The following is a 12,155-nucleotide window of genomic DNA, read 5'->3' as shown; positions in this document are numbered from 1 at the left end:
GCTTCTATGCGAGTTTAACGGGAGGTGCCGCTCCTGGCCTGCGGAGTGGATCTCCGCGTCGGGCGGCAGGACGGACGCGCCCCGCGGCCCGACCGCCTCACAACTCGTAGACCGCGCCCGGGGCCGCCAGTTCCACGGGGCCCCGGAAGACCTCCCGCGCGTCCGCGAGATTGCGCTCGGCGTCCGTCCACGGCGGGATGTGGGTGAGCACGAGGCGGCCGACCCGCGCGCGGGCGGCGTGGGCGCCCGCCTCGCGGCCGTTGAGGTGGAGGTCCGGGATGTCCTCCTTGCCGTGGGTGAAGGCCGCCTCGCAGAGGAAGAGGTCCGTGCCGTCGGCGAGGTCGGCCAGGGGGTCGCAGACACCCGTGTCGCCGGAGTACGTCAGGGAGCGGCCGCCGTGCTCGATCCGGATGGCGAAGGTGTCGACGGGGTGCGCGACCTTCTCGGTGCGCACGGAGAACGGCCCGATCTCGAAGGCGCCCGGCTTGAGGGTGTGGAAGTCGAAGACCTCGCTCATCGACGTGTCGGAGGGGGTGTCGGCGTACGCGGTGGTGAGCCGCTGCTCCGCGCCCTCCGGCGCGTACACCGGGATGGCGTCGCAGCGGCCGCCGTCGTGGCGGTAGTAGCGGGCCACGAAGTACGCGCACATGTCGATGCAGTGGTCCGCGTGCAGATGGCTCAGGAAGACGGCGTCGAGGTCGTAGAGACCGATGTGGCGCTGCAGCTCACCGAGGGCGCCGTTGCCCATGTCGAGGAGCAGCCGGAAGCCGTCGGCCTCTACGAGGTAGCTCGAGCAGGCCGATTCCGCGGACGGGAACGACCCCGAGCAGCCGACGACGGTGAGCTTCATGGAGCTTGAACCTCCGTGGACGGACGTCCGGTGGACGGGGAACGTGGGCGGGTGGCGGGGTGCCGAGGCGTGCGCAGGGGAGGTCGTGCGGTGCGTCGAGCGTAAGGCGCGAAAGGGTCGGGCGCTCCTTCGCAGGTACCCGTTGTGGGGGAACTCACCTGCCCTGTCACCGGATAGGACGACGCGTGACGGCGGGCGAGCGGCGCGCGCGGCCCGGGATGCGCGCCGGTACCGTCTGAGGTATGGACACGTCATGGTGGCTCGCGCTGGGCGCGGTGGTGGCGGTCGCGCTGCTGGCGGCCGTGACGCGGGTGAGGCCGGGCGGCCGCGCGGGGAGGCCCGGCGGAAGACCGCCGGGCCGTCCGCCGACGAGGCCGCGCGGCCGTGCCCCGGGCGAACGGCCCGGCAGGCTGGCGGAGGGTGCCGCGCGTCCGGGACCGGAGCGGCGGCCGCAGCCGGGCGAGATCTGGTGGGCGGACGTCCCGTTCGAGGACGGGCCCGGCTCCAAGGACCGGCCCTGCCTGGTCCTCGCCGTGCACGGCGGCGCGGCACGCGTCGCCAAGATCACCAGTCGTTATCACGACGAGCGTCCGGGCGTGATCCCGCTCCCGCCGGGCACGGTCGGCGACACCCACGGGCGCCCGAGCTTCCTGGAGACCGACGAACTGCGCGAGGTCCGGGTACGGGACTTCCGCCGGCGGGTGGGTGTGGTGGATCCGCTGCTGTGGGACCAGCTGCGCCACCTGTGACGCCGTCCGGGCACCTGAACACCTCCGCGTGTCCGGGCCGGCGCCCGGCCACGGCGGGCGCCGACACCCCGCGGCGTCCAGGCGTGCGACCGGGCCCTCCGCGCGCCCGGGCAGGTGCCCGACGGCACCAGGAGGCATGCCGGGGGCACGGCGTCAGGCCCAGAGCTGGCCCTGAAGGGTTTCGATCGCCGCCTCCGTCGTCGGGGCCGTGTAGACGCCGGTGGAGAGGTACTTCCAGCCACCGTCGGCCACGATGAAGACGATGTCCGCGGACTCCCCCGCCTTCTGCGCCTTCCTGCCCACACCGATCGCCGCGTGCAGCGCCGCCCCGGTGGAGACCCCCGCGAAGATGCCCTCCTGCTGGAGGAGCTCACGGGTGCGGGTGACGGCGTCGGACGAGCCGACCGAGAAGCGGGTCGTGAGGACGGACGCGTCGTACAGCTCGGGGACGAAGCCCTCGTCCAGGTTGCGCAGGCCGTAGACGAGGTCGTCGTACCGGGGCTCCGCGGCGACGATCTTCACATCGGGCTTGTGCTCGCGCAGGAAGCGGCCGACGCCCATGAGGGTGCCGGTCGTGCCGAGGCCCGCGACGAAGTGGGTGATCGAGGGGAGGTCGGCGAGGATCTCCGGGCCGGTGGTGGCGTAGTGGGCACCCGCGTTGTCCGGGTTTCCGTACTGGTAGAGCATCACCCACGACGGGTTCTGGGCGGCGAGTTCCTTGGCCACGCGCACGGCCGTGTTGGAACCGCCCGCGGCGGGCGACGAGATGATCTCGGCGCCCCACATCGCGAGGAGCTGCCGGCGCTCCTCGCTCGTGTTCTCCGGCATGACGCAGACGATCCGGTAGCCCTTGAGCTTGGCCGCCATCGCCAGCGAGATGCCGGTGTTCCCACTGGTCGGCTCCAGAATCGTGCAGCCGGGCGTGAGGCGGCCGTCCTTCTCGGCCTGCTCGATCATGTGGAGCGCGGGGCGGTCCTTGACCGAGCCGGTCGGGTTGCGGTCCTCCAGCTTGGCCCAGATGCGGACGTCCTCGGACGGGGACAGCCGGGGCAGCCGGACGAGCGGGGTGTTGCCGACCGCGGCGAGCGGGGAGTCGTAGCGCATGGGATGGTCCGGCCGATCAGGCCATACCGCCGGCGACGGCCGGCAGGATCGTCACGTTGTCGCCGTCGGACAGCTTGGTGGAGATGCCGTCGAGGAAGCGGACGTCCTCGTCGTTCAGGTAGACGTTCACGAATCGGCGCAGCTGCCCGCCGTTCGCCTCGTCGACGATCCGGGCCTGGATTCCGGGGTGCCGGGTCTCGAGGTCGGCGAACAGCTCGGCGAGCGTGTCCCCGCCGCCCTCGACGGCCTTGGCGCCGTCGGTGTAGGTGCGGAGGATGGTAGGGATGCGGACCTCGATGGCCATGGCATGGGCTCCTGTCGGGAGTGGCGTAAGGGGCGTTGCGTAAGGGCGCGCGGCTGGGCCCCCGCGCGGGGGCTGGTGCGGGCTGCTGCGTTCGTGGGCCGTGGGCTCAGGCCGTACCGCTGTCCGCGCGGCGCGTACAGATGGCGCTGGCCAGGCGGCACAGGTCGACGTGCAGTCGCGCCACGAGCAGCGGCGTGCCCGGCGTCTTCTCACTCACGTCGTGGGGAACCATGCGGTCATCGTAACGATTCCCGATCCGGCCCCCGGCATGTGATCTCACATCATGGACCTGATCTGTTCGCCTGGTGGAATATCGACCTCAGTACGCGTCGACGACCCGGACCTCCTCCTCGGCGACCTCGCCGTCGAGGATCCGGAAGGAGCGGAACTGGAACGGGCCGGCGTCGTCGGCGTCCGCCGTGGAGACGAGCACGTAGTGGGCGCCGGGCTCGTTGGCGTACGAGATGTCCGTCCGGGACGGGTACGCCTCGGTCGCCGTGTGGGAGTGGTAGATGACCACCGGCTCCTCGTCCCGGTCGTCCATCTCCCGATAGAGCTTCAGCAGGTCCGACGAGTCGAACTCGTAGAACGTGGGCGAACGGGCGGCGTTGAGCATGGGGACGAAGCGCTCGGGCCGCCCCTTCCCGACGGGCCCCGCGACCACGCCGCACGCCTCGTCGGGGTGGTCCTCGCGGGCGTGGGCGACGATCCGGTCGTAGAGGGCCTGGGTGATGGTCAGCATGAGGACGAGAATAGGCGGACGGTTCCCGGATCTGAGATCCGGGGACCAGTGATTGAGATCAGGAGGCAGAGGGCGGGACCTCGGCCTCAGGCGAGGACGGTACGTCGTCCGCCGCCGGGCCGGGTGCGGGCGCTCGGTCGTCAGCGGTGCCCGGCGGGCCGGCCCGGTCCGGCGCGGGTGTCCGGTCGGTCACGGCGAGCAGCGCGTGCACCGTGGCCTCCATCGTGCGGCGGGCGGCATCCGGGTCGAGCCCGCTGCTGCGCCAGTGGTACCAGGCGCCCCATGTGGACACCGCGTCAAGCCCGTTGAGCAGGTCGGCCCGGGGTTCCCCGGGCAGCCGGTCCAGTTCCTCGGCGAAGACCTCGGCCAGCCGGCTGCGGGCGAAGTCGAGCACCTGGCGGGTGGCGAACCCGACCCGCTCGGACGGATTCTCCAGCCGCATCATCGTCAGCCGTGCCGGCGTGATCCACTCCAGGATCCGTGCGCGCTGCTCGACGAGCGCGGCCACCCTCACCTCCCTCGGCCCCTCGCCCGGCAGGGGGCCGATCCGCGCGGCCAGCTGGTCCAGCCGCCGGGCGATGGCGGTGTCCTGGAGCTGACCCATGTCGGCGAAGTGGTGGAACACCAGGCGCCGTGACACTCCGGCCCGCTCGGCCACCCGGTCCGCGGGGAACTGCGTCTCCCCGTCGTCGAGCAGCGAGAGCATCGCGTCGGCGATCTTCTCCCGGGTCCGGCGACCGCGCTCGGTGCGACCGTCCCGCACCGGTCCGCCGCCCCCGGGGTGTGCGCCTCCACCTGCCCCGGCGCGATCCGGCGCCCGCCGGTCCGACTGGTTCACCTCGGTTCCTCCCATCCCTGCGTTGACATTGTTGCACTCGTGATGCAACCGTGCCGCTTGCACACCGAGTGCAACAACTCCGAGCCCATCCCGGGCCGCCGCACGAGAGGGCCCCGCCGGCCCGCCGCACGAGAGGGACGGCTTCCTGATGCTCCTGGCCACCGGGCGCTGGTGCGCCCGCAGACCGAAACGGACCGTGGCCGCCTGGCTGCTGCTGCTCGTCGCCCTGGCCGCCGCCGTCGGCACCTTCGGAAGGGTCACCAGTGAGGCCGTGACCATCCCTGGCAGCGACAGCCAGGCGGCACGCGACACGGCCGGAGCCTTCGCCGACGCGGCCTCGGGCCGGCAGCCCGTGGTCCTGTACGCACCGGCCGACGTCGCGCCGCTCACCTCCTCCGGGCAGCGCAGAGCCGTCGAGGAGGCGGCGCGGGCCATCGAGGGCGTCGACCACGTCGTGGCCGTGACCACCCCGTACGAACCGGTCGGCGGCGGTCTCGCCGCCGACGGCCGCACGGGCCGCCTGACGGTCGAACTCGACGTCGGCGGCCGGGACATCACCCCGGAGACCACCCGCGCCGTCACGGAGGCCGCCGCGCCCGCGGCGCGCGCGGGGATCGAGGTCACGGCCGGGGGAGACCTCGCGGCGGCTGCCGACAAGGGCTCCACCGGGCACAGCGAGGTCATCGGCCTCGCGGCCGCGTTCGTCGTCCTGGCGCTGGGTTTCGGGAGCCTGGTCGCGGCCGGGGTCCCGCTGCTCACGGGAGCGGTCGCGCTCGGCGCGTCCCTCTGTCTGATCGGTCTGGCCGGCCATCTGATGGACATGCCGTCCTCCGGGGCGACCATCGCGGCGATGATCGGCCTCGGTGTCGGCATCGACTACACGCTCTTCTGTCTGACCCGGTTCCGTGAACTGCTCGCGGCCGGGGTGGGCGTCGAGGACGCGGCGGCGCGCACCACGGCCGGCTCCGGCAGGGCGGTCGTGTTCGCGGGCAGTGCGGTCGTCGCCGCGCTCGCCGGGCTCGCGCTGGGCGGGCTTCCCCTGCTGCACGCGCTGGCGCTCGCGCCGGGCATCGCCGTGCTGGTCGCCATGGCGGCGACGCTCACCCTGCTGCCCGCCGTGCTGTCGCTGCTCGGGCCTCGTCTCACCCCCCGGGCGCGGAACGGACGGAAGGCACGGGGCGGATTCCGGGCGCGGGACAAGCAGGACGCACGGGAGGAACGGGAGGAACGGGAGGACGGAGCCGTCCGGGCGTCAGGAAACGCACGGGAGCGGCGGGACGCGCGGAAGGAGCGTTCAGCGGGCTGCGGGGCCGGCGAGGCAGGCACCGAAGTCACCGCGGCCGGGCCCGACGGGGAGCACCCCGAAACCCACGCGGCCCGCTCGCGGCCGGCGGAGGCGCACCCCGGCGCCGGGGGCGCTCCGGCCGGCTGGGGCCGGATAGCCGCGTTCGTCGCGTCCCGGCCGTGGCGCTGCCTGCTGGGCGCGTTGCTGCTGACCGGCGTACTCGCGGCCCCGGCCAGTCAGTTGACGCTCGGTCAGCTGGACGCGGGTGACAAGGCCGTCGGCACTGCGAGCCGTACCGCCTACGACCGGCTGGCCGATGCCTTCGGTCCCGGTGCCAACGGGCCGCTCCAGGTCGTGTCCTCACTGCCCTCGCCCGCCTCCGGCACCGACGACGCCCGGATCACGGCCGTGTCCTCCGCCCTGCGCGCGACCCGCGGTGTCGCGTCCGTCGGGCCCGCGCAACTGGACGCGAGCGGCACTCGGGTGCGCTGGCAGGTCACGCCCACCACCGCGCCGGCCGACCCGGACACGGTCGCTCTCGTGCACCGGCTCCGCGACGAGACCCTGCCCGGTTCCACCGGGGGCACCGGGCTGGTGACCCATGTGGGCGGGGTCACGGCCGCCCAGGCCGATCTGAACGAACGGCTGACCGCACGGATGCCGCTGGTCGTCGGCTTCGTGCTCGCCGTCGCCGCGCTGCTCCTGCTCGTGGCCTTCCGCTCCCCGGTGGTCGCGGTGAAGGCCGCGCTGATGAACCTGGTCTCGGTCGCCGCGGCCTACGGGGTGCTCACCGCGATCTTCCAGTGGGGGTGGGGCGCGACGCCGGTCGGGCTCGAAGGTCCGGTGCCGATCCCGGGCTACGTCCCGCTGCTGATGTTCGCCGTACTGTTCGGACTGGCGATGGACTACGAGGTCTTCCTGCTGAGTGCCGTGCGCGCCGCCTATCTGCGCGACGGGGACAACCGGAGCGCGGTGATCTCCGGGCTGTCCGGTACCGGCCGGATCATCACCTCCGCGGCGCTCATCATGGTCAGCGTCTTCCTCGGCTATCTGCTGTCCGACGACCCCGTCGTGAAGATGTTCGGCATCGGCCTGGCCACGGCGGTCGCGCTCGACGCCACCGTGGTGCGCGGCGTGCTCGTACCGTCCACGATGGTGCTGCTCGGCCGGGCGAACTGGTGGCTGCCCGGCGCCCTGGACCGGCTGCTGCCGCGGCTGGCGATCGAGGACGACGGCCACGCCGACGCCGTGCCGCCGCCCTCCGCCCCGGCCGGCGGTACACCCCTCGCGGACGCCCGGAGCGCGTCATGACGCGGCGTCCGGCGAACGGCCGGCGGCGGCTTCTGCTGTGGACCGCCCTCGTGACGGCGGTGCTGCTCCTGGCGCTGCCGGCCGTCGACCGCGTCTGCGCGACCGTGGCCGAGAAGCGACTCGCGGAGCGGATCGCCGCACGGCAGGGGGCGCTGGTCGGCGCCCCACGGGTCAGCATCGGCGGTTTCCCCTTTCTGCTGAGCGCGGCGCGGGGGTCCTTTCCGGAGGTGGCCGTACGGGCGGACGCGGTGACCAGGGAGGGTAGGGCGGTGCGGGCGTCGGTGGATTTGCGCGAGGTCACCGAGACGGGTGACGGGTACACGGCCGCGGCCGCGGACGCCCGCTTCACCGCGCCGTTCGATTCCCTGGGGGCGGGTCTCGGGGCGGGCGCCACGCTCTCGGCGGACGGGGCCGGCCGGCTGCGTGTGGACCGCGAGGTCCTGGGCCTTCCGTTGACCGTGGTGGCCGAGCCGCGGCTGACCGGGCGCACGATCACCGTCGTGCCCGTCGCCGCGTCGTTCGCGGGCCGGCCGGTCGACCCGGCAGGCCCCCGGATCTCGGCGGCCTTCGCCGGCAGGGAACTCGTCGTACCGGAGCTGCCCGCGGGCCTCGCGCCGACGCGGGTGTCGGTCGGCGAGGCCGGGGTGACGCTGCACGCCCGGGGCCACGACGTCCGGCTCACGTGAACCCCGGGGCGGGTGGAGACCCTTGGGCGGAGGACGGGGGACGGGGAGGCGGGGGGCAGGCCAGGGGACCGACGGCCGGCCGTCGGCAGCGTGCCCACCGGGGCGGGTCGCGCCGCCCGTGCCGCTCGTCGGCGTCCGCGAACGGCACCGGGCCGTGCCGGGCGGAGGTCGCCCGGCACGGCCGGCGACGCGTTCCGCGTCCCGTCGCGCACGTCCGCCGCGGGCCGTGACGATCCGGCGCCTCCGGCGCACGGAGATCCCGCGGTGCCCGTCGTCCGGCGCGGCGACCACCGGCACCGCGCCGGGGGCGGGCGCGGCTGAGGGCTGTCCCTTCATCACCGGTGGATCAGCGCGCGGCGTCAGATGCGGTGCATCGCAAGGCGGAGGGTCGTCGGTCGTCCTCATACTGGGCGTATTCGGGCGATCCGGCAACGCAGCGAGGTGCCGCAGCTGTCGTCGTGCGCCCGCTGGGGATTACGGGACAGCCCTTACGGCATCAGCGTCTCGACCAGCGTCTCCTGGAGCGCCCCGAGCCAGAGGTACGCCATCACCATGGGCTTGCGCGGGTCGGAGTCGGGCAGCCGGTACAGGTCGCCGCTCTCGTCGTCGTCGGTGACCTCGAGCCGGGTGCCGATGGTCAGCCGCAGGTCGTTGAGCGCCCCGAGCCAGTGCAGCGAGTCCTCGGCGGTGAGCTTGAGGATCGCCCCGCCCTCGCCCGTCACGGTGAGCGCGTCGAGGTTGCGGACGACGGCGAGGGCGTCGTCGCGCTTGCGGGCGCGCAGGTCGTTCTCCGTGAAGCGGCGGAACTCGGCCGAGAACTCGCGGAGTTCCTCGTCCTCGCCCTGTTCGGTCTCGGGTTTGGCGTACGCGTCCGGGAAGAGCCGCGCGAGCGCGGGGTCGGACGGCGGCTCGCTCGGCCCCTCCGCGAACAGCGCGGCGAGCGGATCCGCGTCCTCGGCGGGTTCTTCGCCGGGACCGATCAGCTCCAGGAGCTGGACGGCGAGGGAGCGCAGGATGGAGATCTCGACCTCGTCGAGCGCGACGGCCGCGCCACCGCCGGGCAGCGCCTCGAACTGACCTGCCATCACTGACGTTCCTGAGAGAGCGTCGCCCACAGTCCGTAGCCGTGCATCGCCTGCACGTCGCGCTCCATTTCCTCGCGGGTGCCGCTGGAGACGACGGCGCGTCCCTTGTGATGGACGTCGAGCATCAGTTTGTGGGCCTTGTCCTTGGAGTAGCCGAAGTACGCCTGGAAGACGTAGGTGACGTAGCTCATCAGATTGACCGGATCGTTGTGGACGATCGTCACCCAGGGAACGTCGGGTTCGGGTACGGCGAACGTCTCCTCGGCCGACTGGGTCTGCTCGATCTCTAGGGGCACAGTCACTCCACCCATGCTGCCACCCGGGGGGCCCGGTCGCACAAACGCCCCCGGCCGATCCGACGACATCTCGTCACTTTGACGAAATCTGCGCTAGCATCGCACACATGAACACTGCGGATCTGGGTCTGCCGGTCTCCGTGCCGTCGACCGCGCTCTTCACCGACCAGTACGAGTTCACGATGCTGCAGGCGGCCCTGAAGGCGGGCACCGCGGACCGCCGGTCGGTCTTCGAGGTCTTCACCCGCCGGCTGCCCGAGGGCCGCCGCTACGGCGTCGTCGCCGGCACCGGACGCGTCCTGGACGCCGTGGAGAACTTCCGCTTCGACGAGGGCGTGCTCGGCTACCTCCGGGACCAGGGCATCGTGGACGAACCGACGCTCCGGTGGCTGGCCGGCTACCGCTTCGGCGGCGACATCCACGGCTACCCGGAGGGCGAGGTCTACTTCCCCGGCTCGCCGGTCCTGCGCGTGGAGGGCTCCTTCGCGGAGTGCGTGCTGCTGGAGACCGTGATCCTGTCGGTCCTCAACCACGACTCGGCGATCGCGGCCGCCGCCTCCCGGATGTCGGCGGCCGCCGCGGGCCGCCGGCTCATCGAGATGGGCGCCCGGCGCACCCACGAGCTCGCCGCCGTCGCCGCCGCGCGAGCGGCGTACGTCGGGGGCTTCCACGCCACCTCGGACCTCGCCGCGGGCTTCCGGTACGGCATCCCCACGGTGGGTACCAGCGCCCACGCGTTCACCCTTCTGCATGACACCGAGCGGGACGCCTTCCGGGCCCAGGTCGACTCGCTCGGGCGCGGCACGACCCTGCTCGTCGACACGTACGACGTCACCGAGGCCGTCCGCACGGCCGTGGAGATCGCCGGCACCGGCCTCGGGGCCGTGCGCATCGACTCCGGGGACCTGCTGATGGTCGCCCATCGGGTGCGCCGGCAGCTCGACGACCTCGGCGCCCGCGACACGAAGATCGTCGTGACGTCCGACCTGGACGAGTACGCGATCGCGTCACTGGCCGCCGCACCGGTGGACGCCTACGGCGTGGGCACGCAGTTGGTGACCGGCAGCGGCCACCCGACCTGCTCCATGGTCTACAAACTGGTCGCCCGCGCCGGGTCGGCAGCCCGGGACGCACCGCTGGTGCCGGTGGCGAAGAAGTCGACGGGCGGGAAGCAGTCCGTGGGCGGGTGCAAGTGGGCCGCCCGCCGTCGGGACGAGCAGGGCGTCGCCGAGGCCGAGGTGCTCGGCACCGGCCCGGTACCGAAGTCCCTCGTGGACCGGCAGCTGCTGACGCAGCTGGTCAAGGGCGGTGAGGTCGTCGCCCGTGAGCCTCTGGACGCGGCCCGGGAACGGCACGTCGCGGCGCGCACGGCGCTGCCGATCTCCGCGACGCAGTTGTCCCGCGGTGAACCGGTGATCCCCACGGAGTACCTCATGTGACCCGGATGGACACCGGATGACCGAGAGACGAAGTCAGCCCCGTTAGCAGGGAAAGGCCCCCTCCCGCAAGGCGGTTGGAGTCTCTACCCTCGAAACGTCCCCCGCCCTCCCGACCCCCCACCCGCCGCACCCACCGAAGGACACCCGCCATGCACCGCGCATTGATCGTCGTCGACGTTCAGAACGACTTCTGCGAGGGGGGCAGCCTCGCGGTGTCCGGGGGCGCGGACGTCGCCGCCGCCATCACCGACTACATCGGCCAGTCCCAGGCCGGCTACCGCCACGTGGTGGCCACCCGCGACCATCACATCGACCCGGGCGACCACTTCTCCGAGCGGCCGGACTACGTGGACTCCTGGCCGGCGCACTGCGTCGCCGGGACGGAGGGCGTGGGCTTCCACCCGAACTTCGCGCCCGCGGTCGCCTGCGGCTCCGTCGACGCCGTCTTCGACAAGGGCGCGTACGAGGCGGCGTACAGCGGCTTCGAGGGCGCCGACGAGAACGGCGTGACGCTGGCCGAGTGGCTGCGCTCCCGCGACGTGACCGAGGTCGACGTCGTGGGCATCGCCACCGACCACTGCGTCCGAGCCACCTCGCTGGACGCCGCGCGCGAGGGTTTCCGCACACATGTGCTACTCGATCTCACGGCCGGGGTCTCCGAGGAGACGACGGACCGGGCCCTGGAGGAGATGCGGCAGGCGGGCGTGGAGCTCTCCGGCAAGCCGGTGGTCTGACGGGCGTCCGGGACTGGCCGCCGCCGGCGGGCCGGGCCCGGCCTCCCGCGCACCGGGCCGCCGCGCCCCGCTCGCCCACGGCGTGACCGTCGTCGTCGACGAAGGCGACTACGACGCCCGCCCCTGGCACCCCGGTGCGCGCCGGGGTGGGACGCCCGCCGGCTTGCGGCACGCGGAGCGGGGAGGCACACAGGAGGGCGGCCTCCGCCGCCCCGCCCGCTCCGGGTACGGCGGAGGCCCCTACGCGCCGCGCGCGGGGTGCAGCAGGGCCCGGATGGGATGCCAGAGCTCCTGGGCGAGCGGCTCATGGGTGCGCCAGAGCAGTCCGTCCGGATGGTGCAGCACCGCCGTGATCTCGTCCGGCGTCGGCGGCTCCGTGTTACCGCGCAGATACACCGCCCGCAGCCCCAGGTTGCGCAGCCGCGTCAGGGCGCGCGCACGGTTCGCCGCGTGCACCAGAACACGCACCGTACGGCCGCCGCCTGCCGGGTCGGGCAGACCTATCGCGACCACGACACTGCCTCCTGGCAGCTTGCAGAAACCTCCGCCGGGCACATCGCATCACTCCCCCGTGAGCTCACTGTCAATAAGAACTTCGCCAGACGCACCTAAACACGATCGGCCGTCGCCCGCTAGAGGGCAATGGCCGATCATGCTCTGACCTGCGATTTCAATGATTGATCAGCAAGAGGACGCGCCACCGAACGCTCCTTGCGGACATCTCGCCCACCC

At 73.0% G+C, this 12,155-nt stretch carries 14 protein-coding genes; 5 read left to right on the top strand and 9 right to left on the bottom strand.

The features are described 5' to 3' along the window. Positions 1-97: 97 nt before the first annotated feature. Positions 98-850 carry an MBL fold metallo-hydrolase gene (locus FEF34_RS24045; RefSeq protein WP_138054991.1) on the bottom strand — a complete coding sequence of 251 codons (753 nt, stop codon included), beginning with the start codon at positions 848-850 and terminating at the stop codon, positions 98-100. 242 nt (positions 851-1,092) lie between these two features. On the opposite strand from FEF34_RS24045, the gene FEF34_RS24040 reads away from it, so the two are divergent. Beyond that, entirely contained in the window at positions 1,093-1,599 is a 507-nt protein-coding gene (locus FEF34_RS24040; RefSeq protein WP_171053069.1) for a type II toxin-antitoxin system PemK/MazF family toxin, read from the top strand. Positions 1,600-1,752: 153 nt separating this feature from the next. Here the strand turns inward: FEF34_RS24040 and FEF34_RS24035 are convergent, their stop codons facing one another. From FEF34_RS24035 to FEF34_RS24015, 5 genes are all read right to left on the bottom strand, one after another. Next, on the bottom strand, positions 1,753-2,703 hold the full coding sequence (locus tag FEF34_RS24035; RefSeq protein ID WP_138054990.1) for a PLP-dependent cysteine synthase family protein: 951 nt from the start codon (positions 2,701-2,703) through the stop codon (positions 1,753-1,755). 16 nt (positions 2,704-2,719) lie between these two features. Continuing rightward, the gene (locus tag FEF34_RS24030; RefSeq protein WP_138054989.1) at positions 2,720-3,007 is read right to left on the bottom strand and encodes a MoaD/ThiS family protein; all 288 of its coding nucleotides are present in this window, start codon (positions 3,005-3,007) and stop codon (positions 2,720-2,722) included. 106 nt (positions 3,008-3,113) lie between these two features. After that, the gene (locus FEF34_RS43725) at positions 3,114-3,239 is read right to left on the bottom strand and encodes a putative leader peptide (RefSeq protein WP_267905303.1); all 126 of its coding nucleotides are present in this window, start codon (positions 3,237-3,239) and stop codon (positions 3,114-3,116) included. 87 nt (positions 3,240-3,326) lie between these two features. After that, positions 3,327-3,749, bottom strand: coding sequence for a Mov34/MPN/PAD-1 family protein (locus tag FEF34_RS24020; protein ID WP_138054987.1), 423 nt, complete (start codon positions 3,747-3,749; stop codon positions 3,327-3,329). 58 nt (positions 3,750-3,807) lie between these two features. Then, entirely contained in the window at positions 3,808-4,587 is a 780-nt protein-coding gene (locus FEF34_RS24015; RefSeq protein WP_234042539.1) for a TetR/AcrR family transcriptional regulator, read from the bottom strand. Between the two features lie 148 nt (positions 4,588-4,735). On the opposite strand from FEF34_RS24015, the gene FEF34_RS24010 reads away from it, so the two are divergent. Beyond that, entirely contained in the window at positions 4,736-7,183 is a 2,448-nt protein-coding gene (locus FEF34_RS24010; protein ID WP_138054986.1) for an MMPL family transporter, read from the top strand. Next, the gene (locus FEF34_RS24005) at positions 7,180-7,869 is read left to right on the top strand and encodes an LmeA family phospholipid-binding protein (RefSeq protein WP_138054985.1); all 690 of its coding nucleotides are present in this window, start codon (positions 7,180-7,182) and stop codon (positions 7,867-7,869) included. Before FEF34_RS24010 ends, FEF34_RS24005 begins: the two co-directional genes overlap by 4 nt. A gap of 488 nt (positions 7,870-8,357) precedes the next feature. On the opposite strand, the gene FEF34_RS24000 is transcribed toward FEF34_RS24005, so the two are convergent. Both FEF34_RS24000 and clpS read right to left on the bottom strand, forming a co-directional pair. After that, complete coding sequence (locus FEF34_RS24000; RefSeq protein ID WP_138054984.1) at positions 8,358-8,954, bottom strand: DUF2017 domain-containing protein; 597 nt, start codon at positions 8,952-8,954, stop codon at positions 8,358-8,360. Next, positions 8,954-9,265 carry an ATP-dependent Clp protease adapter ClpS gene (gene clpS, locus FEF34_RS23995; protein WP_026165308.1) on the bottom strand — a complete coding sequence of 104 codons (312 nt, stop codon included), beginning with the start codon at positions 9,263-9,265 and terminating at the stop codon, positions 8,954-8,956. The genes FEF34_RS24000 and clpS overlap by 1 nt, the downstream gene beginning before the upstream one ends. A 92-nt stretch (positions 9,266-9,357) precedes the next feature. Here clpS and FEF34_RS23990 point away from each other — a divergent pair, with 92 nt between their 5' ends. Together FEF34_RS23990 and FEF34_RS23985 are read left to right on the top strand one after the other, a co-directional pair. After that, positions 9,358-10,689: a nicotinate phosphoribosyltransferase gene (locus FEF34_RS23990; protein WP_138054983.1), complete on the top strand. Its 1,332-nt coding sequence runs from the start codon at positions 9,358-9,360 to the stop codon at positions 10,687-10,689. Positions 10,690-10,838: 149 nt separating this feature from the next. Continuing rightward, positions 10,839-11,423, top strand: coding sequence for a nicotinamidase (locus FEF34_RS23985; protein ID WP_138054982.1), 585 nt, complete (start codon positions 10,839-10,841; stop codon positions 11,421-11,423). 240 nt (positions 11,424-11,663) lie between these two features. Here the strand turns inward: FEF34_RS23985 and FEF34_RS23980 are convergent, their stop codons facing one another. Beyond that, positions 11,664-11,978 carry a hypothetical protein gene (locus FEF34_RS23980; RefSeq protein ID WP_138054981.1) on the bottom strand — a complete coding sequence of 105 codons (315 nt, stop codon included), beginning with the start codon at positions 11,976-11,978 and terminating at the stop codon, positions 11,664-11,666. Positions 11,979-12,155 lie beyond the last annotated feature (177 nt).

Origin of the sequence: Streptomyces marianii (genome assembly GCF_005795905.1) — a bacterium.
Taxonomy (GTDB): domain Bacteria; phylum Actinomycetota; class Actinomycetes; order Streptomycetales; family Streptomycetaceae; genus Streptomyces; species Streptomyces marianii.
The sequence above is the reverse complement of the archived record's forward strand: the minus strand, read 5'-3'. Positions and strand labels throughout refer to the sequence as shown.